Annotated in this window: 17 protein-coding genes; 7 read left to right on the top strand and 10 right to left on the bottom strand. The window is 39.8% G+C overall.

Features of this window, described 5'->3' with window-relative positions; translation table 11 throughout:
• Positions 1–641 precede the first annotated feature (641 nt).
• Positions 642–845, top strand: a complete 204-nt coding sequence (locus UP17_RS06585; protein WP_061462203.1) for a cold-shock protein — start codon at positions 642–644, stop codon at positions 843–845.
• A 129-nt stretch (positions 846–974) separates the two neighbouring features.
• Here UP17_RS06585 and UP17_RS06580 read toward each other — a convergent pair whose 3' ends face one another.
• The 3 genes from UP17_RS06580 to UP17_RS06570 are packed head-to-tail and all read right to left on the bottom strand — an operon-like array spanning position 975 to position 4,190.
• Entirely contained in the window at positions 975–2,936 is a 1,962-nt protein-coding gene (locus UP17_RS06580) for a DUF6449 domain-containing protein (RefSeq protein WP_061462202.1), read from the bottom strand.
• Complete coding sequence (locus UP17_RS06575) at positions 2,911–3,810, bottom strand: ABC transporter ATP-binding protein (RefSeq protein WP_061462201.1); 900 nt, start codon at positions 3,808–3,810, stop codon at positions 2,911–2,913. The genes UP17_RS06580 and UP17_RS06575 overlap by 26 nt, the downstream gene beginning before the upstream one ends.
• On the bottom strand, positions 3,807–4,190 hold the full coding sequence (locus UP17_RS06570; protein ID WP_061462200.1) for a GntR family transcriptional regulator: 384 nt from the start codon (positions 4,188–4,190) through the stop codon (positions 3,807–3,809). The genes UP17_RS06575 and UP17_RS06570 overlap by 4 nt, the downstream gene beginning before the upstream one ends.
• A 193-nt stretch (positions 4,191–4,383) precedes the next feature.
• Between UP17_RS06570 and UP17_RS06565 the strand changes: the two genes are divergently transcribed.
• Positions 4,384–4,800: an organic hydroperoxide resistance protein gene (locus UP17_RS06565; protein ID WP_061462199.1), complete on the top strand. Its 417-nt coding sequence runs from the start codon at positions 4,384–4,386 to the stop codon at positions 4,798–4,800.
• Between the two features lie 39 nt (positions 4,801–4,839).
• Here the strand turns inward: UP17_RS06565 and UP17_RS06560 are convergent, their stop codons facing one another.
• Complete coding sequence (locus UP17_RS06560; protein ID WP_208857046.1) at positions 4,840–6,156, bottom strand: MFS transporter; 1,317 nt, start codon at positions 6,154–6,156, stop codon at positions 4,840–4,842.
• A gap of 218 nt (positions 6,157–6,374) precedes the next feature.
• Between UP17_RS06560 and UP17_RS06555 the strand changes: the two genes are divergently transcribed.
• The 4 genes from UP17_RS06555 (at position 6,375) to UP17_RS06540 (ending at position 13,536) form a co-directional block, all read left to right on the top strand.
• Positions 6,375–7,196, top strand: coding sequence for a glycerophosphodiester phosphodiesterase (locus tag UP17_RS06555; protein ID WP_061462198.1), 822 nt, complete (start codon positions 6,375–6,377; stop codon positions 7,194–7,196).
• 502 nt (positions 7,197–7,698) lie between these two features.
• Positions 7,699–7,992 carry a hypothetical protein gene (locus UP17_RS06550; protein WP_061462197.1) on the top strand — a complete coding sequence of 98 codons (294 nt, stop codon included), beginning with the start codon at positions 7,699–7,701 and terminating at the stop codon, positions 7,990–7,992.
• A gap of 27 nt (positions 7,993–8,019) precedes the next feature.
• Positions 8,020–8,805: a membrane protein insertase YidC gene (yidC, locus tag UP17_RS06545; RefSeq protein WP_250211766.1), complete on the top strand. Its 786-nt coding sequence runs from the start codon at positions 8,020–8,022 to the stop codon at positions 8,803–8,805.
• Between the two features lie 465 nt (positions 8,806–9,270).
• Positions 9,271–13,536, top strand: coding sequence for a S8 family serine peptidase (locus tag UP17_RS06540; RefSeq protein ID WP_208857059.1), 4,266 nt, complete (start codon positions 9,271–9,273; stop codon positions 13,534–13,536).
• Between the two features lie 128 nt (positions 13,537–13,664).
• On the opposite strand, the gene cphA is transcribed toward UP17_RS06540, so the two are convergent.
• A complete protein-coding gene (gene cphA / locus UP17_RS06535) occupies positions 13,665–16,286 on the bottom strand; it encodes a cyanophycin synthetase (protein ID WP_061462196.1) in 2,622 nt (873 codons plus the stop codon).
• Positions 16,283–17,095 carry a cyanophycinase gene (locus tag UP17_RS06530; RefSeq protein ID WP_061462195.1) on the bottom strand — a complete coding sequence of 271 codons (813 nt, stop codon included), beginning with the start codon at positions 17,093–17,095 and terminating at the stop codon, positions 16,283–16,285. The genes cphA and UP17_RS06530 overlap by 4 nt, the downstream gene beginning before the upstream one ends.
• Positions 17,096–17,279: 184 nt before the next feature.
• Here UP17_RS06530 and UP17_RS06525 point away from each other — a divergent pair, with 184 nt between their 5' ends.
• A complete protein-coding gene (locus UP17_RS06525; protein WP_061462194.1) occupies positions 17,280–17,702 on the top strand; it encodes a pyridoxamine 5'-phosphate oxidase family protein in 423 nt (140 codons plus the stop codon).
• Between the two features lie 182 nt (positions 17,703–17,884).
• Here UP17_RS06525 and UP17_RS06520 read toward each other — a convergent pair whose 3' ends face one another.
• The 4 genes from UP17_RS06520 to UP17_RS06505 all read right to left on the bottom strand — a co-directional run bounded on the left by UP17_RS06520 (position 17,885) and on the right by UP17_RS06505 (position 22,162).
• Entirely contained in the window at positions 17,885–18,931 is a 1,047-nt protein-coding gene (locus UP17_RS06520) for a M42 family metallopeptidase (protein ID WP_061462193.1), read from the bottom strand.
• A 91-nt stretch (positions 18,932–19,022) separates the two neighbouring features.
• Positions 19,023–19,160, bottom strand: coding sequence for a hypothetical protein (locus UP17_RS27385; RefSeq protein ID WP_155727262.1), 138 nt, complete (start codon positions 19,158–19,160; stop codon positions 19,023–19,025).
• A gap of 320 nt (positions 19,161–19,480) precedes the next feature.
• On the bottom strand, positions 19,481–21,244 hold the full coding sequence (gene opp4A / locus UP17_RS06510; RefSeq protein ID WP_061462191.1) for an oligopeptide ABC transporter substrate-binding protein: 1,764 nt from the start codon (positions 21,242–21,244) through the stop codon (positions 19,481–19,483).
• Between the two features lie 18 nt (positions 21,245–21,262).
• On the bottom strand, positions 21,263–22,162 hold the full coding sequence (locus UP17_RS06505) for an ABC transporter permease (protein WP_061466008.1): 900 nt from the start codon (positions 22,160–22,162) through the stop codon (positions 21,263–21,265).
• Positions 22,163–22,174 lie beyond the last annotated feature (12 nt).

Below are 22,174 nucleotides of genomic sequence, written 5' to 3'. Positions count from 1 at the left end.
TGAATGGAACACTATAAAAGGATTTGTTCAGATAGCAAAACAAAAGACGCTTAATCAGCGCCCCTTACCCGAATTCTTATGATTATCGTTCATTATTTCATTGTTTTTCCAACTTACCTTGCTGTTTTTATCGCTTTTTGATTCCGTTTGTTTTTCCATCGTTTCTTTACTTCTTTGAATATGATGGGAGCAGCAAATATGAGGGCCCTTTTTAATAATTTCTTCATTTATCCATCAGTCCTTTCTTCCTTATCCTATACCCGATTATTTTAATTTCAACCATAAAGGCTTTTCCTTTTGGTCATGGCATTCCCGTCAAATTTCAAACCAGGAGAATTCTGCACGACAATACCGTTATACTTCCCCTTATAAAACCTTCCTAATATTATTTTCCCTAAATGGGAATGTATAAATTGCTTCCATTGTTTTATCCTTTATAAAGGTGGGTATATACTAAAAAACTGGAAATTGCTCCAGAGGTTAGTGGGTTAATTTTTACTTTAGGCTTTCACACATTATCAAGCATCTTCGTATGATACTTTAACTGGAATGTGGATGCTTGATAATGTGTGAATTGATTTTCCCATCCAGGTAAAATCATCACCATTAATATTTTTTAACTTTTTAGGAGGATTCATCGAATGACAGTAACAGGTAAAGTAAAATGGTTCAATAGCGACAAAGGATTTGGATTTATCGAGGTACCAAACGAAGATGATGTATTCGTACATTTTTCCGCCATTCAGGGAGAGGGTTTCAAGAGCCTTGATGAAGGTCAAGAGGTTGAATTCGAGATCGAAGAAGGAAACCGCGGACCTCAGGCTAAAAACGTCGTAAAACTTTAAAGTAAAGTAACACAAAAATAAGTCTTATGCATTGCAAAAGGATGTCGCCCGTAGTAGGGCGGCATCCTTTTATATTTTATTCCTTTCATTCACAGTGTACAGGCGGCATATCTTTGTTCACCTTGTCACTCATTCGTTAAAATGATCCAAAATAAAGCCGGGAACATGTTCGCCAGAAAAACTCTTGATATCCACATCTCTGCTATCTTTATAATAAAAGGCAGCTGAATACTCTCCGCCCCAATCGATTTGGGCATTATCAATGGCCAAATTGATTTCCGGAGACGTGTTAATTTTCATGCGATTCGGCTTTTGTTCAATCTGTTGTACAAGTTTACTTTCAGAATTCGAATTATAAATTTTCGGATCCGTCTTTGCAACCAGAATATAAGAGATATCATCAGCCATTAACCGCGCTTCTTCCGCTTGTCCGGAATTTTCCATCCATTTTGAAAACTGAGTATAAGAAGAGTCCCAATTCAGATAAATGATTTTATTATTATTCAAAAGAATGTCAATGGAAGCGTATTCACCAAATGAGGATGTCATTTGGGTGAACGACTGATTATTCAGGTCCTCCGACAAAGCCTGCACTGCTTCGTCCAGCTGTTGACCATCTGTAATCGTTACTGATTTTTCCACTTGTCCGATCGCCGTTATCTTGATTTTAGAAACGTCTTCAGCGGAAACATTCAATAACTCATTAACCGTTTTTTTATATTCACTCGATTCATAAATTTTCGCCAAAAGCGGAAGGTATAAGTCATAGTTTTGCAAATGATACTCCCTCGCTAACCGTCTTCCATTCTTGAGTTCATACATCAGAAATATGGATTTTCCATCATCCAATTCACCAATTGAAACTTTTTTTCCCTTTTCGATAATTTGCTGATGCAATAACCTGATCGCTTCTTTATTTTCCTTCTCTTTAAGATAAGTGGGTGCATGATCCAACGTGTCATCATCAAAAAATAAAGGAGCATCGCCAATATATATTTGGTTAATCATCTTTTCATCAGGGATCTTGGACATATATTGAATGGGGTCTATTTTTAAAATAAGCGCCAGAACAATAATAAACACTGTGAATGCTGTATAACCTTTCAGGTTGAGCCGTATTCGCCAAGTCTTTTGCAGGACGATTTCCCCTAAATAATATCCAAGCAAAGAACCAACGATATATCCGAAGAAAATCCAGCCTGGTTTGCCTGTCGTTCCGCTAAAATAAAGCCCTGTCAGCAGCATCATGCATAGAGTCAGTCCGAATTTAAATAATGGCTTTATCTTAGGGAAAACAAATGCCTGCGATACATGCTCCAGCTTTCTCCTCTCATATAGAAAAAGAGAACTAAGCAGAAAAAGAAGGGTCAATATACTGTAGATTAATATATCAACTGAGAAAAAAGTGATTTTTTCCATCTCCGTTGCAGCTAATAAGGGTGAAATGGCATTCATATTGGCACTAAGATAATAATCTGCAGAAAATCCTGCTATCAAAAACTTCACATTGGCTGCAAACAAGACAAACAATCCCACCGGCAAAGCTAGAAAAATATATGTCAGCAAGCCTTGCAAGGCCGATAATCCCGTCACCATTCCAATTAAAACGGCAACAGAAAAGATCAAAGCTTCCAAAATAAATGTAATCCCCATCCAGGACCAAATATCCGGAATGGTATAAAGCCTTTCTATGTCTATTGCAGAGTGGAATAATATCAAGATTGAACCTGTAAGTAAAATAGGCAAAACTATGAAGCCCATTCCCGTCCCAATCATATGAAAAAAGATGTTTCGTCTAGTAATCGGTAAACTATGAATAAAATCGGAAGCTTGTTTCATCTGTAAAAACCGAAAGAGGAAGATGGCAAATAATACTGGAATAACGATGACCAAGACATATTGAATCATCTGCTGACTGGAAAAAAGGTTTTCGAACTCAACATATTCATTATTCTCATTCAAAATAATCGTTAACATTTCCAGTGGCAGTGCAAATATTAGGCCGACGAAGTATAGGAAGCCAATCCAGCCAGTGCTTCTGAAAATATAGATAATCAATTCTTCATTAAACCAGGTTATTCTGGATGACATAACCTATATCCCCCATTTCATAAATGAATATCTCCTCTAGAGTAAGGGGGAGAATATCGAATATTTCAGGCTGAAATTGATTAAAGTGCGATTTAATCACGGATTCTGCACCTTTAACAATGCAAACGATCACACTGCCGCGCCTTTCCTTGTTAAGAATTTGAATTCCACGGTATAAACCATGGGGGATTTTATGTTTAAAGGCAATTTGCACTTTATGTACATCTGCTTTTAAGTCGTCCAAATCCTTTTGGATAACAAGCTCTCCCTTATGCAATATCCCTACATGGTCAGCTAAATCTTCAATTTCCCGGAGATTATGAGACGATATTAATACCGTCATATCCCTTTCCGAGACATCCTGAATCAACAACTGTCTCACAATTTTACGCATGACCGGATCTAACCCATCAAACGGTTCATCTAGGATGAGAACTTCCGGCATCGTCGAGAGTGCGAGCCAAAAAGCAACCTGTCTCTGCATACCCTTTGATAGTTTATGTATTTTAAATTGGAAAGGCATCGAGAAAACTTCCTGTAATTGGTAAAAACGTTCTTGATTCCAATCACTATAAATATGGCTATAAAAACCTGCCATTTGCATGATCGTATAGTTAGCCAGGAAATATGGCGTATCAGGGAGGAAGAAACAACGATTTTTCACTTCACGGTTTTCAAACACAAATGATCGATCAATAAAGACTTCACCGGAATCCTGTATCAGATTGCCTGAAAGCATTTTTAATAGAGTCGTTTTCCCCGCTCCATTGGAACCTAATAACCCGAATATGGAGCCTTTTGGTATGACCAAGGTGACGTTCTTGATTGCTTCTTTTCCCTCATATAATTTACTCACCTGTTTTATTTCAATCATGAATCTCCCCCCTTTGCCAATGGACTGATTTCTTTTACTAATCTATAAATTTCATGTTTATCTATCCCGATATACAGAGCTTCAGCGAGAACCTTTGCAAGCTCATTTCTGATCTTTTCTTCATTCAATGAATTTTTCAAAGATTTAGGAGGTGCTACAAAATTCCCTTTTCCTGGTAAAGTATAAATATACCCGTCGAATTCAAGCTGCTTGTATGCTTTTTGGATTGTATTTGGATTGATGGTCAATTCCTGAGCCAATATTCGAATGGATGGGAGCTGATTATGTGCCTGTAAAACTTCATTGATCATTAGTTCCTTAAACTTATCCATCAATTGCTCATATATCGGCTTTCTGCTTTGTACATCCAACTCAAACATCATCAACCCTCCTTGAACATTGGGTGTATTACACCTTCTAATACAGTTCATTATAAAACAATTTCTTCCAATTTAAAACCAATTAATAACCAAAATTCAAGCAATGCACTCCTATAAACCCCCTTTATTTTGTTTAATAAGACTTAAAGGCGGGAACTAATGATAGTAAGAATATACAAAGGAGTTGTTTTTATTGAAACCATTATATACAGCTACTGTTACCGTACACGGTGGTCGTGAAGGACATGTTAAATCAGAGGATGGAATTCTGGATTTTGATGTGAGGTCACCTAAGGAATTGGGTGGTTCCGGTGAAAGAGCTACAAACCCTGAACAATTATTTGCAGCCGGTTATGCTGCGTGTTTTGACAGTGCCTTGAATCTTGTTCTGCAAAAAGAAAAGCAAGAAGTCGATACTTCCGTGACGGCAAATGTCACGATCGGTAAAGATGAGGAAGACGGTGGCTTTAAATTGGCTGTAAGGTTGGATGTTTCAATTCCTGACTTAAGCAGAGCAGAAGCCGAAGACTTTGTCAAAAAATCCCACATGATCTGCCCCTATTCAAAAGCAACTCGTGGGAACATTGATGTCACCTTGATTTTGGTATAAAGATTAGGAAGGGAATGGGCCCGCTCCATTCCCTTTTCCTTATTTCACTTCTTCCAAACCCTTCATTTTCAAAAGAAAGCCCAGACCAATAACCGCCATGATAATCAGTGACCCTAATGCCATCCGGCTCGCCAATGTACCGAGGTCATGGAAAACCAACGTAATCGTTCCATATAAAAGCGGACCGATTATTGAAGATACTTTTCCAGAGAATGCAAATAGCCCAAAAAATTGGCCCCTCTTCTCATCCGGGGTCAATTCAATTATATATGTCCGTGATGTAACCCACATCGACCCCAGCGAAATGCCGAACATACTTCCTGCAATCCAGAACCAAAGAGCGGTTTGGGCAAAGACCGCAATAAATAAAGCGACCAAGAGCAGAATTCCCACATATGTCACAGCTATCCGCGATCCCTTCGACTGTGTGATGTATCCAAACAGAAACGATCCGGCAATACTCGATACTGTCGATACCAAGTAAAGCAAAATGAACCCGCTTGAAGAAAATCCGACAACAGTCTTGGCATATACGGCCATCATGCCAATAGTGGTCGCAATTGCATCGTTTAAAAAGAAATAAGCAATCATGAATGTAAAAACCGATCGATAGGATTGCATCTCTTTGAATGTTGATTTAATTTCCTTATAACCGGATAAAAAAGGTTGTTTGGCTTTTTGCTGTTTTGGGGTCTCTTTTAAAAAAAAGAATAAGGGAAGCGAAAAAACCAAAAATAAAATGGCCGTAGGCATAAAGGCTTCATGTGAACTCCCTTTACTTATGAATGGATAGATCGACAGTCCCACTAACGTTCCAAGGTAGCCTACCGCCACTCCAAAGCCTGATATAAGCGGCAATTGCTGTTTCGTGCCTAAATCACTCATCATCGTATCATAGAAAACAAGACTTGAATGATAGAAAAACTTTGCGATTACAAATAAAAGAATGACGATCACTAAGGAAATTGGGATGCCAAGAAACTTCCCATCGAATGAAATCCCTCCAAAAATCCCCATTAAAAATGTACTTGCAACAGAAATGAGTGTGAAAATCATAATGTATTTTTTCATTTTTCCCGTTCTATCGATCATGACCCCGAACAGCGGGGAAAACAAAACAAGAAACAAACTGGCAATCGCATTTGCGTAGGAGATGAAGGTACTGGCTATCTGATCTAGGACAGCATTTTCCCCTATCTGTTCCTGGAGGAAGAATGGAAAGAAAATCGTATTGATATTAGAAGAAAAAATCGTATTGGCAAAATCGTATAAGGCCCATGAGATAATGGGCAGGGAAAAATATAAACCAAAATTCCCCTTCCACTTTTTAGACTTCGGTTTCACCTGCAATTCCATCAGCTTTCCCCCTTTATTGATACTTAAATTATATGTATTCCATACCTTTCCAATAAATCCTCTTAAGTCTGGATTGTGTTAAACATGTTTTTTTCCTATCTAACATATAAAATTATGAAATGAGGCTGCCAAATTGCAAATTTCTTTTATTTTATTTAAGTTAAGGTAAAGGATAACGAAGATTTTTATAATTAATGTGTCTAAAAGGAGTGTGAACGGTGATTGCATTTTTACTTATTATCTTAGTTACCATACTTGTCTTGTTCGTTCTCTACTCTAAAAGAACAAAGAGTGAATTCCCTGAGAACTCCATTATGCAGCATTCCCCCCTTAAGATAGGACATCGCGGTGCATCTGGATATTGCCCCGAGAATACAATGGCATCTTTTAATAAAGCAATTGAATTGGGAGCTGATTTCCTAGAAGTGGATATTCATCTTAGTAAAGATGGTGTAATTGTGGTTCATCATGATCCCACACTGGATCGAACCACAAGCGGCAAAGGAAACCTCCGTGATTATACGGCGGCCGAATTAAAGGGATTGGATGCAGGGAGCTGGTATCATACTCGTTATAAAAACGAAAAGATCCCCTTACTTAGTGAGGTATTGGAGAATTTCGGGTCTGAAGTTGGAATCTTAATCGAAATAAAACATCCATCTTCTTATCCCGGCATTGAAAAGAAACTTGCTGAAGAATTAGGAAAGATCCAAGAATATTCATCAGGGAATAATAGGGTTATGGTTCATTCGTTCGATTTGGAATCCATGAAAAGGTTTCATCAGCTAATGCCGGACATACAAGTTGGCGTTTTGATAAAACGGCGAATTAATGACCAAAAATTAAAAGAGATTGCAGAGTTTGCATCATTTTTGAATCCAAAGCAAACGATTATGAGTCCTAAGCTGCAAATGCGCATCCAGGAGCACGGAATGAAAGTGTATACATGGACCGTCAACAATAAAAAACAAATACACATTTTCAAAAAGATGAAGTTAGATGGTATCATCTCCGATTTTCCTGATTATTTTTTGGATTGAAACTTTGAATGAATTAAAAAATAAAAAACCAATCCCTCATGCGGATTGGTTTTTTAAAACATTGAAATGATGATATTTCATGCGCGTCCGTTCCATAATAGGCCCATCGCTGGTGGCTTCGTCTCCATCTTTTACCTGCCACGGAGTTTTCGGTACCGTTATTTTGGTCGATTGTATCGGTCGGTTTTATACTTCTTCACCTCATATTTGAACTTCCTTTTATCCATATGTAGACGAATGCCATTTGTGCAATCTTCGCTCGAATTACATTCACGATCTGGATTCTGCAAGACGTTTAATGTCAAATTAATATTCCAGAAAATATTCCCTGTGTATTTTTTGAAAATAACCCTATATTTTTTAGCTTTCATGCACTAAAATTTGATATAGTGTTCTTAATGATTTAAACTCATTAAATCAAGATAGTCATTCCTGGCCCCTAAATCAACGTGGAGGCCAGCGGAACTAAATTTTTTTATCTTAGAAAAAACGAGGGATTCCTATGTGGGAATTATTATTAGAATTCGATTATCAGACCGTTCGTCATGCGGTATGGGCAGGTTACTTATTGACCTTTGTCTTTCCACTGGCTGCGTTTTACTTCTTAAATAAAAAGCAATCGCTTTTGAATGATAAATATCAAGCTTCGATTCACTCAGATAAAGGTAAATCCCCTGTTCAAGCATGCAGCATTTTTGACTGGCGGGGTGCACAGCGCTTTTTCACATTTATCCGGCAAAAGCAAAAGGATTCACTCGATGATTCAGATGAACCAAGCCTCCTTATTGTTGTTTAACCACTTACAATTCGAGGAGGAATTATTTTGAAGAAGAAAAGCATGTTACTAATTACCGTCCTATTTTTAGCTACGACCCTTTTGACAGGATGCTCTGCAGCAACGAGCGGCCCATTTCATACAGCATTGGTTAACCCCATGACAAAAATGCTTGAATTCAATGCTGATATATTTAATGGTAACTATGGTTTAAGTATCATTATGATGACATTTCTCATCCGTCTAGTCTTGCTTCCACTGACTGCCAAGCAATATAAAACACAGCTCAGCATGAAAACGAAGATGAATGGGCTGAAACCAGAAATGGCAGCAATCCAGCAGAAAATTAAAGAGACTAAGGATCCAGTTAAACAAAAGGCCCTGCAACAGGAAATGATGCAGCTATACCAAAAGCACGGAGTCAATCCGCTAAATATGGGCTGTCTGCCGCTTTTAATCCAAATGCCGATTCTAATGGGCTTTTATTATGCGATTCAAGGTTCCCATGAAATTGCGACCCATAATTTCCTTTGGTTCAGCCTTGGCCAGCCGAATATTGCCATGGCGATTATCGCTGGTGTCATCTATTATTTCCAATCAGTCCTTTCCATGAGACAAATGCCGGAAGAACAGCAGAAACAAATGAAGGTGATGAGCCTGCTCTCACCAGTGATGATTTTATTCATTTCTTTCTCCGCTCCTGCAGCATTGCCACTGTATTGGTCAATCGGAGGTTTATTCATGATTGTTCAGTCCATCGTGCTGCAACGAGTTTATAAAAAAGATCATGCCAATGTGCCTACGAAGAATGAAACGGTTATGAAAAAAAGCTAATCCAAATTGGATTAGCTTTTTTTTCATTCAAGGACTTTCCATTCACTGACATGTCTCGAGTAAAGATTGCCGTCTATATAACAAATTATAAACAAGGCATTTTGAACCTTTATTACCATTTTTATTTTTGAAATAAAAAAGAGTCCTTTCGACACCCGTAGAATAGCATGTTTTTTTTATATTCCTTCCGTTCTCTTTTCAAATCAGAGGTATTTTCCCTTATTTTTCCACACACACTCTTCCTACAATATGTTCATTTTCACGAAATAGCATTTTTAATTCCAAAATATGACATTTTTTTCATATGTTTATTGGTTATCATTAACATGGTTCTACATAGTGGCCAATTATTTAGAAAGGAGGGGAAATTGGGTATAGGCTGGTCGCTTTTTGTTCTTTGAAAATGGAATAGGGGGAAAAAACTTGCAAAACAAAAGAAAATGGTTAGGTTTATTATTCACGATCATGCTTATTGGATCGATCATTCTGCCGACAAGCTCCATCACAGCAGCATCTAATAAACTTCATACTTCCGCTAAAGATGAATTATCGGGAAAGAATCAAAAGAAAATCGCCGCAAAAGTACTTTCCCAATATGAAAAAAACGAAAAGGTGACATTTCTCGTTAAATTCAAAGAACAAGTGGACACCAAGGACATATCCTCAAAAGCTGCAAAAACAGCAAAATCACAAAAATTATCTGCAAATAATTCAAAGTTACTTAAACGATCAAGTGTAGTCTCTGAGCTTCGTGCTACAGCTCTTAAAACTCAAACACCAATTAAAAAGTACTTAGATAAGCAAGAAAAAGCCGGTAAGGCGACCAATTTTCAATCCTTTTACATTGTTAATGCGATTGCTGTGACTGCTACAAAAGATGTCATGAAGCAAATCGCCCTCTTTCCCGAAGTGGAAAGAATCATGCCAAATGAAAAGAGGCAGCTCATTCAGCCGGCAAGCAAAACTGCAACTTCAAAAGCCAGCAATAAACGGGCCGGTACTGCAGGAATTGAATGGAATATCGAAAAAATCGGAGCACCTGCTGTCTGGAATATGGGCATTGATGGTGCGGGTACGGTTATCGCTTCTATCGATACAGGAGTTCAGTGGAACCATCCAGCACTCAAAACAAAGTATCGCGGGTATAATCCTGCCAATCCAGACGTGCCAAACAATGAATATAATTGGTTTGATGCAGTTAGCGGACAAGCCGCTCCCTATGATGACTTGGGTCATGGAACACATACAATCGGTACGATGGTAGGTTCTGAACCAAATGGTGCAAATCAAATCGGGGTTGCCCCAGGTGCCACATTCATTTCCGTTAAAGCGTTTTCTGAAGATGGCGGGTCAGACATAGATTTATTAGAGGCAGGAGAATGGGTTATCGCTCCGAAAGATGCTTCTGGAAATCCCCATCCTGAGAAAGCACCTGATGTTGTCAATAACTCTTGGGGGGGCGGAGCAGGTCTCGATGAGTGGTACCGTCCAATGGTACAAGCCTGGAAAGCTGCAGAGATATTCCCGGAATTTTCTGCAGGAAACACTACATTATCAAATCCAGGCGGTGCTGGTTCAGTAGCGAATCCAGCGAACTATCCAGAGGCATTTGCCACTGGAGCAACCGACCTAAACAATAAAGTCGGCAGTTTTTCCTTACGCGGACCATCACCCTACGGAGAAATTAAACCGGATATTTCTGCACCAGGCGTCAACATTCGTTCTGCCGTTCCTGGCGGTTCATATGAAGGCGGATGGAACGGGACATCTATGGCAGGTCCTCACATTTCAGCGGTCGCTGCTCTATTAAGACAAACAAATGCCAGCTTAACAGTTGACCAACTTGAGGAAATCTTACTAACAACTGCTACTCCATTGACAGACAATAATTATCCAGTAACGCCCAACCATGCCTATGGCTATGGCCTTGTAAATGCATTTGATGCAGTTTCATCAGTTGTAAGCGGACTTGGGAAAATTGAAGGAAAAGTAACCAAGTCTGGAGATGACTCAGAAGCAGCTGTCATTTCGCATCAAGCACCAGAAAAGTCGTATAAAAAAATGAATCTATCGCTTCAGGCTGAAGTGTCTGATAATGTAAGTGTCACTTCCGTTACCCTTAGCTATCAAAAAGCCGATGGTACTTGGGCTGAAATCAAAGGTGAAAGATCTGACGGTGACCATAAATCGGGAACGTTTGAGGCTACTATTCCGGGTTCGGAGTTGACGGACGATACCATCGTTTATAAATGGACCGCTATAGACTTCGGTGGTTCAGAGACAGCTACAGGTGATTATACCATCGATCTTTTGCCTGGAATTGGATTAGGTTATACAGAGGATTTCGAAGAGAAACCAACAACTGGATGGAGCTCATTTGGCACGAATAATGACTGGGATTGGGGCGTTCCGTCCAGCGGACCAGGTTCTGCATCTTCCGGTCAAAAGGTTTATGCAACAAATCTTGCTGGAAACTATTCCAATGGTGCCAACATGAGTCTGCAAATGCCTCCAATCGATGTTCCAGAAGGGACAAGCTATTTACAATTTAAACATTGGTACGAACTTGAAAAGAATTATGATTTCGCCCATTTATTTATCTCTAAAGATGGAACGAACTGGGTTCAAGCAGCTCGTTTTAACGATAAGTCAAATAGTTGGATTGATGGTGAAGTAAACCTTAGCCAATATGCTGGAGAACGAATCTATATTGCCTTTAATGTAACATCTGATGGTTCAGTCCAAAAACCTGGCTGGTATATTGATGATGTTAAATTGGCTGATACTGCCCTTCAACCGTCTGCAAAAGCTAAAACAGGATTAGGTATAAACAAGTCTGACTCTTCCGTTTCAGCCAAACCGAAAGTTGATCCTGATAAAATTAAGCCCATTGCGGAAAAAGTGAAAAGTGACCCTAAAAAAGCACAGCCTGCTCCATTACTTCTTCCATTGCAGGCCCAGGTCAGTGTTTTAGAAACAGGAAGATCTGTGTATACAAACCCACAAGATGGTTCCTACCAACTAACACATGCATCAGGTTCATACACTTTGCAAGCAGAAACTTATGGGTATCTATCGCAAACAGCAAGAGTCAACGTAGAACAGGATGACATATCAACTGCGAACTTTATACTTCAAGAAATTCCCAAAGGTACAATCAACGGTACAATTACCAACAAAATTTCTGGTGAACCAGTTTCTGGTGCTACAGTTTACCTTCTTGAAGATGCTGCCATTAAACCGGTTACCACAAATTCAAAGGGTGAATACTCCTTAACTGCTTATGAAGGTAAATACACCTTGAAAGTCATGGCTCCTTCTTATTACGGCAATGAAGCATCAGTAACAATTTCGGACGGTAATAACTCCACGAAAGATATTGAACTGAAACCGTTCATCGGGTACCCAGATGAGATTAAATATGACGACGGAACAGCAGAAAATGCCCGTGCCTATAATGCGGCAGGAAACAGCTGGGCAGTAAAGATGTCGCTAGCTTCGGGAAATAAATCGGCAAATGTAACCGGCGCTCTCTTACGCTTCTGGGATACCACATGGCCTGTTCCGGGCGGGACTGAATTCCAAGTTTCTGTATATGATGCTTCAGGAACAGAAGGATCGCCAGGTAAAAAAATCGCAGGTCCTTTCAATAAGACTGCGTTGCGTGACGGTCAATGGACACATATTGATCTGAGCGAGCATGGAATCATGGTTGAGGGTGATTTCTTTATTGTTTATACCCAATCGAAGGCCAATCCGAATGCTCCAGGATTAGGTACAGATGAAGATGGACCCAATGCAGGACGAAGCTGGCAGGGTGTCGATGGTTCATGGTCGAAATCACCAACTGAGGAAGGAAACTACATGATTCGTGCAACTGTCAATTACGAAGTGAAGGAACCTGTAATTACCTCTCCTAAAGACAATGCGTATTCGAATCAAAAAGAAGTAACAGTTGAAGGTATATCCGCACCTACAACAAAGGTAGATATCTTTAACAAAGGTGAGAAAGTAGCAAGTACTGACTCAACTGAAACAGGAACCTTCACTGTTCCAGTCACATTAAGGAATGGTGAAAATACTTTGACAGCAAAAGCTCGAACTAGTCAAGGTTCTACTGAGGCCTCACCATCTGTAAAAGTGATATTGGATACGGCTAAACCGGAACTTGCAATTACTGCACCTGCAGACGGTTCCAAAACCAACCGTGAATCGGTAATCGTTACAGGTACGATTTCGGATGAAAATCTTAATAATGTCAAAGTAAATGGTCAGAAAGCTACTGTGAGAGACAAAACCTTTTCCTATCGACTTATGTTGAATGAAGGTATCAATAACATTAAGGTAGTCGCACTGGACAAGGTAGGCAATAAAAGCACAAAATCCGTCTCGATCGATGCAAAGTATATCGCCCCGGAAATAACTGATTTATTGCCGAAAGAGGATAAGATCTTGAAAAGCGGCGAATCGGTCAAAATCGAATTTGACAGTGAACCCGGACTAACAACCAGTTTCTCGATACTGATGCCTTTGACAAATGCAAGGAGCATCGCAAATGCAACTGAATTGCCGATGAAAGAAACATCTTCAGGACATTATGTTGGCTACTATACTGCAACAGCGAATGTAAAGGCACCTGGTGCCGTTGTGGAAGTAAAAGCTGCAGATGGTCATGGAAATATCACAACACAAAAAGCGACTGGCATCCTATGGATTAACGCTAATAAATAAGTGCAAAGGCCATGCTTCCCTTTCATGAAAATGGGAGGCATGGCTTTCAAATGTTATAATGGTACTGAAAATTAGCTTTTGATATCATTTTGATTCCAGATTATTTCGCCCTGATAATGCACTTTCTTTTATTTTTTTGGCAATGGATTTGTCGCAACTTTTTCGAAAAACCGTTCTACATATTCAAAATCCGTGTAGAAGAACAATAATAGATCACCAGGTTGTGATGTTTCCCAAGCTTTTACGAATGCGTCCAATTCATTAAGAACGATAAATGCCTGATCTTTATGTAACCCTGCTTCTACCGCAGCTTCCTTAAGTAGCCGCGCTACTTCGAGAGGCTCCCTTCCCCGCAAATCATCGTCTTCTTTAATGATGAACAGATCAGAATTCATTGCCGCCACCTTGGATAGTCTGATGAGCTCTTCATCAATGCGGTCCCCCGGCCCTGCCAAAACAGTGATAAGACGATTTTTGTTATAGGCACTGACCGTTTCGAATATGGCCTTTAATCCTGCTTCATTATGGGCATAGTCAATGATGATCGTTCGATCATTCAACTTTTTTAAATTGAAACGCCCTTTGGACAAATTCGTATCAGGCATAAACGTGACAGCCTTCCTTCTTAGTTCTTCCATGGATATGCCTTGGGTTTGGGCTGCGGCTAACGCCTGAAGTAAATTGGCGATATTATGACGTGCATTGCCGGAAATCGTTATTGGAATCATCGAGCAATCCATAAACTGAGAAATGACACCTTCTGATGAATGGCAGATCATACCTTGTTCATTGACAAACCAAACTTTACATCCTCCCTTAATGGCGGCCTTCACCTGAGGCTGGGTGGCATCTGTAGAAGTAAAAATCACTTCCCCATCTGTAAAAGCTTCCATGGCAGCTACATTCGGATCATCTGCATTCAGCACACAATAGCCTGTTTTTTGAACGATTTCGGCTACCAGCCTCTTTAATTTTATGAGATCATCCAATGTTTCAATTCCATCACGGCCGAGGTGATCCTCACTAACATTTGTAATGATGCCAACATCACACTGACGAAATGCCAGACCTTCACGCAGAATCCCGCCCCGTGCCGTTTCTAATACAGCTACATCAACTTCAGGATGTGCCAATACCATTTTTGCACTGACCGGGCCACTGCAATCACCTTGATCCAATACCTTATCGCCGATATATACTCCATCGGAATTCGTCATTCCTACCTTCGTATTTTCATTTGAAAGAAAATAATGAACCAATCGGGTCGTTGTCGTTTTTCCATTTGTTCCGGTCACCGCGATGATCGGTATCGCCGCCTCTTCCCGTGTCGGAAATAAATAATCGATAATGGCTTTGCCTACATCCCTTTTTTTCCCTTCACTCGGATAGTGATGCATTCGAATTCCCGGTGCAGCGTTCACCTCGATTATCGCAGTCCGTGAATGTTCGATTGATTTTGAGATATCCTCACAGATCAAGTCTATTCCGGCTATATCCAAACCGATTGCTTTTGCGGCAGCACGTGCCATATTCTTAATGGTTGGATGGACCTGGTCCGTAACATCTATTGCCTTTCCACCAGTCGAAAGATTTGCATTGCCGACTACTTGAACCACTTCTCCTTGATTCGGAATTGTATCCAGTGTCCGGTTCGATTTTTCCAAATAACACGTAACGGTATGTGTAAGGGGGATTTTTGACATCGGTTTTTCATGACCTTCTCCACGCAATGCATTACGATTTTCCTTTTCTATCAACTTGCGTATCGTTTCCTTACCGTTTCCAATAACATAGGGAGGAAGCCTTAAACTAGCGGCTATAAGTTCTCCATTTACTATCAATATCCTGTAATCATGTCCTTCAATATGTCGTTCGACAATGTACTTCTCCACATGCGACTCCAAACAATTGACTACATTGAATAGTTCATCCTTATTTTTAATATGGGTGATGACACCCTCTCCCTGTCTACCGTTATACGGTTTTATAACCAGTGGAAAACCCAGCTTGTCCGCTGTGGTAAAGATTTCTTCAATGGAATGGGCAATATCCCCTTCAGGTACAGAAAGGCCACACCCTTTTAATATAGATTTGGTCAATGATTTATCACATGAATTCTCCACGGCAATATTCGAAGTCTGGCTAGAAATTGTCGCCTGGACATACTTTTGCCTTGAACCTGTTCCTATACGTAGTAAACTTTCATCACCCATTCGCTCGACAGGGATATCTTTTGCCTGCGCAGCCTTAAAAATGGCTTCTGTACTAGGCCCCAGTTTATTTTTATAATATAGCTGCTCTATTTGTTTTACATAAAATTGTACATTTATAAGGTTTTCACCATTCAGGATGGCTTCCACGATATCTTTTGCTGCTAAAAAAGCTTGAAGACCTGACTGAGGCTCCTTATAGTCGAAGGTTACATAATAATGACCCTTCTTTTCCATCATTACCGTTTTTCCCCGAATGGCATCAATTCCAGCTAAGTTTTGAAGCTCAATCGTCATATGCTCTAAAATATGTCCCATCCATGTACCTTTTCTAAGCCTTTCAGCAAAACCGCCTCGATACCCTTTTGAACATGTATGGCTTCCCAAGTTCGGGAGCGTCCTCAATAATTTTTCATTGAATCCAGGAATCGAATCAGATGGTTTCTCTTCCAATTCCCCTATATCCAATTCAATGCAAATCGTTGGTGTATAAGCAAAATAATTGGGCCCTTTTAAATAACGGACTCGATTGATAATCATGGTTGGATCCCCTTTTTCATCAACAATTTCCTGGTAAGCAGGTCAAAGCGGTATCCCCTGGTAAGTGCATGAAGATTAAATCCCGAGAGAGTCAACTCTTCACTGCCATTATCGGAAGATGTGATATTGATATAATCACTGTTTCTGCCATCAAGAACTAATACTTGATGTTGGCCAAATACTTCAAAATATCCTTCTTTAACTAAAATTGCTGTATTTTCATCAATGCCAATACCCATAATTTCTTTATTCCCTGCTATCGCACTTAACAGACGGTCAAAGCGGCCACGCTGGGAAAAATGTTGGTCAATTATCAGGTCGTCAAGGAAGCCGAAACCTATCCCAATCTCTACCTTTAACTTATTATCATTCAGCATCGTGTCAGCAGCAACGATCATATGCTTACCTAAAATGGAGGCGCCAGCACTTGTCCCTGCTATCACCATTCCTTTATGCCAGGCATTAGAAAGGGCATGATGGAATTTTGATTTTCCAATCCTCTCAGATAACCGGCTTTGGTTTCCTCCAGTAATGAAGATGGCAGAAAAGGATATCAGCTGTTTACAAATCTCCGGATCGTCTGCATCCTGCCTTGAATCCAGCTTGATCACTTCCACCCTGTCCACGCCTAAATCCCTGAAAATCTTGATATACCCGGTACTCACTTCCTCAGGAATTTCACTCGCTGTAGGCAATATTCCTATTCCGCCATCTGAACGGTTTGCAAGCTCGACAAATTTATTTAATACTTCACCTTCAAGGCACTTATCCTCTGCCCCGCCAATGATAAGTAATTCACCACAATTCATTCCTCATACTCACCTTTACAAATGGATTAAGAATCATTAAGTTGCTCTATACAGAACACATAATGACTAGTATGGCAACTTGTCTAAGTCTTCATTCATAAAAATGGCAAACAGCAGAATTTTGTTTAACTTAATGAAAAGAGAGGAAAAGTAATAGAGTAAAAAATAAAAGGAGTGTGCAAAGATGAGCCAAAACCAATTAAAAGAAAAAGTATTGAACATCATCCGTGATCATAAAATAGGAGTTTTATCATCTGTAGAAAATAACAAACCACATTCACGCTATATGACATTTTTTAATGAAGAATTAACTTTATATACGCCAACGAATGCAAATACGGAAAAAATTGATGAAATTGAAAAGAATCCAAATGTTCATATCCTGATTGGTTATGAAAATGAAGGATTAGGCGATTCTTACTTAGAAATCTCAGGTACCTCGAAAATTAACGATTCACAGGAATTAAAAGATAAATTATGGAATGAGTCATTTGAAAATTGGTTTGACAGTCCAAACGATCCAAATTATTTAATCCTTCAAATTAAGCCTGAAAGCATCCGGTTGATGAACAACAATGGTCAACCTCCACAAGAGTTAACATTATAAAAAATTATTATTTGGCATTCACGAGTAAATGTGCGAAACTCACGAGTAAATGCGTGAAATTCACGAGTAAATGCGCGAAATTCACGAGTATATGTGCGAAACTCACATAAAATAAAACTATCGCTATAAAAGCCAGTTTAAAACCCGCACTCATATGACTTGAGTGCGGGCTTTTTTCACGATTACACCAACTCTGATTGTATATAATGCAAAATCAGATTGGCTGTATGCTTTAATGAGGAGATATGTGTTCTCTCGAAGGCATGGGAAGCATCAATCCCCGGTCCGATTAGACCATGCACGACATCATACCCTGCCCGGATCGCAGCGGAAGCGTCCGATCCATAATACGGATAAATATCGACACGGTAGTCGACAGCATTCGCTTGGGCAAGTGTGACAAGATGCTGACGCAATTTATAATGATAAGGGCCTGAGGAGTCTTTAGCACAAATGGAAACGCTATATTCATCCGTCGATTGTCCATCACCGATCGCACCCATATCGACGGCTAAATATTCGACTGTTTTCTCTGGGATATTGGAATTACCGCCATAGCCGATTTCTTCATTGTTGGAAATCAGGAAATGGGTCGTATATGCCAATTTTATCTTTCCTGCGGAAATGAGGTCAATGATATGAAGGAGGATGCCAACGCTAGCTTTATCATCCAAATGCCTTGATTTCAAAAAGCCTGCATCTGTCATTTCCACTCTCGGTTCAAAGGAGACAAAATCTCCAACTGAAATGCCAATGGCCTCCGTTTCCGCCTTGGTTTTCACGACTGCATCGATACGGACTTCAATTGTCTCATCATCACGCTTGGCATCCCCGGCATTTTTATATACATGGACAGAGGTCTGATTGATTAAAATGGTACCGGTGATAATCGCCCCATCAGCCGTATGGATTTTACAATACTCCCCTTCCACTGAATTCCAGCGGAAACCACCGATCATCGTCAATTTAAGGCGGCCATTTGACTTAATTTCCTTTACCATGGCCCCTAGTGTATCGACATGGGCAGTCAGCAAACGATGTTTGCCATCATCTTCGCCTTTTAATGAAGCAAGTAATGCTCCTTTATTCGTGATCTTGTAAGGGACCTGCCTCCGTTCCATGAATTCGGCCGCATATTTAATGACTTGCTCCGTATAGCCGGAGGGACTGGGTATTGATACTAACTCTTTTATGTAAGATACGATTTTCTTTTCTTCGATAATGCTCATAAATATCTCTCCTTTCCTTTTTTTTATTATATCTTTTTATGCCAACTTTTAACATATAAAGGACCGCCAAATGGCGGTCCTTTATATCGATTTAACTCATGTGGGCCAGAATAGGCAAGATGGCCATGACTAATGTTGTAATTCCATATATCGCTAAATTCTCCATATTCACTCTTCTTTTCCATTTAGCGCGCCATACTTTATATCTGCTCATATCTTCGTTTCTCATGAAAAAACCTCCTCCAAAATGAAAGTTCAACTTACTTCGACTTTCTTTGCTTGTCGGACATTTTCTTTCATAAATTCCAAGAAGGTAATTCTCATTCCGTCTAGGAAAGGCAACAATGTCTGCAATGATTTCCTGAGGTTTCAGTAAACGGCCAACCGATTCAGTAAACAATATTTCTAACTCTCTCTTTGTTCATTAGGATATCTCACTAACATAAATACCACACTTCCAATTACTTACTATATACCCTTAATCCACACCCTTGAAACGCAAAAAAATCGGCCGCCCATAAAGGCAGCCGATTGGATACATACAATTTTTTATTTAGTGACACCGACATTGAACCATTTATATTGTCGCTCCGCTAGGTAATCATATCCCGTAACGCGTTCATTCACTCCCGCCAATTGATAACGGAATAATGTAGGAATGACTGGAACCTCTTCATGGATCAATTCTTGCCACTCATTATATGTGTCGATCCGATATTGATCATCGAAAGCTTCCTCTGAAATCCCTTTAGCAAGTAGCTCATCATTTTTATCATTCACCCAGCGGGTATAGTTAAATTCTGCAGATCTAGACCATAAGCCTGATGGATCCGGATCGGAAGCTACTCCCCATGCAGCTTGGTAAATATCAACTTTGTCATTATCCTTTTTCAAAAGGTCATAGAATGAATTGAACTCATGAAGCCTTCCATCCTGCAATTCAACGTCCAATCCCACTTGTCCCCATTGTTGGATATAATACCTTGCTAGAGGCTCAGAAACATCGGATCCACTCATGGAAGCAAAGTTGATCTTGAACTCTTTTCCATCCGCATCTTCACGAATGCCATCCTTATTCGTATCTACAAATCCTGCTTCATCCAAAAGTTTTTTCGCTTTTTCAGGATCATATTCATATGCTTTTACATCTTTATTGTTATATTTAAAGTTCGGTGTAATGACCGAGTTGGCAGGGAAGCGAAGGCCCTTGAACATCTTTTCGCCAACTTCTTCATTATTAATGGCATAGGCCATTGCCTGACGAAGGCGCTTGTCTTTGAATTTTGGATTCTCATCCATAACATTTTCTTCTTTTTCCTTATCATAATAACCGAAATTGAAACCAATATAGGAATAAGCCAATTCAACTTTGCCCAATAATTCGACATTATCTAATTCCTTGGCCTGTTCATAATGCTCAGCCAGGACCTCAGCTACATCAAGGTCACCATTTTCAAGGGATTTAACGACAACAGACGGATTCACGACTTTCAATGTCACACTGTCCAATTTAGGAGCACCGCGCCAGTAATCCTTATTCGCTTCGAATTCAACCGCTTCCCCTTGAACGATCTTCTTCACTTTAAATGGTCCAAAACCAATCGGGTTTTTACGGATTTTATCAGAAGATTCCAACTTCGCAATTGGTACATCTTTTAAGTATTCTTTATGAAGCGGATATGTCCATAAACCAGTCGTGACGGATGGATTCCCTTTCTTGAAAGTGAAAGTGATTTTCTTTCCGTCCACTTTAATGCCTGAAATGCTATCGGCTTTCCCTTCATGATACTCTTCCATACCCTCGATTAAAGCCATCTGTTCATCATAGCGTACACCTTTGTAATCTTTGCTTCCCATGACGAGATACGCATATTCTAAATCGGCACCAGTCACCGGTTTCCCATCTTGCCAGTTTACATTATCCTTAATCGTAAGTGTAACCGTTTTATGATCGTCTGAAATCTCATAGGAAGCGGCACCTTCATTCGTGAAAACATAGTTTTCGTCTGTATCCAATAAATCTTCATCAAAGAATGTGATAACTTGGTTATCGGGTTCGCCTTGATAGAAAACTTTGTTTAATATCCCTTCAAACGGGGTATTGGATACCAATCCATATGTCAAATGACCGCCTTCAATAGGCTCTCCTTGGTTAGTCGTCTTTGTCGGGAATTTAGAGGTATCAACCTGTTCGACATCTCTTCCTTTTTTCTCTTTCGTTGATGACTTCTCCGTATCATCCGAGCATGCAGCAAGCAGTAGAGACGAAATGGCCAATGCACTTAATACCTTACTGTAGCTTTTGATTTTCATATCCTACACTCCCCTTTTTTATCCTCTTCTTTGTCTTGCATCGGCGGCGCGTTTTAACGCTTGACCAACGAAATTTATACTCAGCATCAACACTAAAATCATGAGTGATGCGGGTACCCATATCCACCACTTGTTTTCCAGAACATCTGGATTTTGAGCATAACTGATAAGCGTCCCGAGACTCGGTGTGCTCTCCGGAAGACCGAATCCTAAGAAAGTCAAACTGGATTCTAGGCCAATATTGCCTGCAAGATTCAAAATGAAATTTACGATAATCAGTGAACTGACATTAGGCAGAAGCTGAAACAAGATGATTTTCCAATGTGGCGTCCCGAGTGTTTGTGAGGCGTGGATATAGTCCAGCTCACGCTCTGACAAAGCTTTTGAACGAATTAGCCGTGCCTTTCCTGTCCATAAAAACATCGTCATGATCAATATGAAAACATAAACATTGAATACTGGTACAATCGTGACTACAACGATGATGAACATCAATTGAGGTAGGGCAATCACGAAATCGATAACACGCATGATCACATTATCGGTTGCCCCGCCAAAGTAACCAGCAAGAAGCCCTAATGATAAACCGATGATTGCCGTGAATAAGGTAATGAACAAACTGATGGTAAATGAGTTTCTCGTACCGATGATCAGTTGTCCGAATACATCCCGGCCACCATAATCGGTACCAAGCCAATAGTCTGAAGATGGTTCCAGATAAATGGAGAGGAAATCGACCTTGGCAATTTCCTTGGCATCCATGAAGAAAGCCGCACCATAAACAAAAAGCAATATAGCTGCTAATATAATCAATGAGCCCATGGCAAGTTTATCCTTTTTAATTTCCTGCCAGATGATTTTGATTCCTGAAGGGCTTACATCTTTCACTTGTATGTTCTTTCCGGTTTCTACTTTCATTTCCATACGACT

The sequence above is a fragment of the Peribacillus simplex genome, assembly GCF_001578185.1.
GTDB classification, from domain to species: Bacteria; Bacillota; Bacilli; order Bacillales; family DSM-1321; genus Peribacillus; species Peribacillus simplex_A.
The sequence above is the reverse complement of the archived record's forward strand: the minus strand, read 5'-3'. Positions and strand labels throughout refer to the sequence as shown.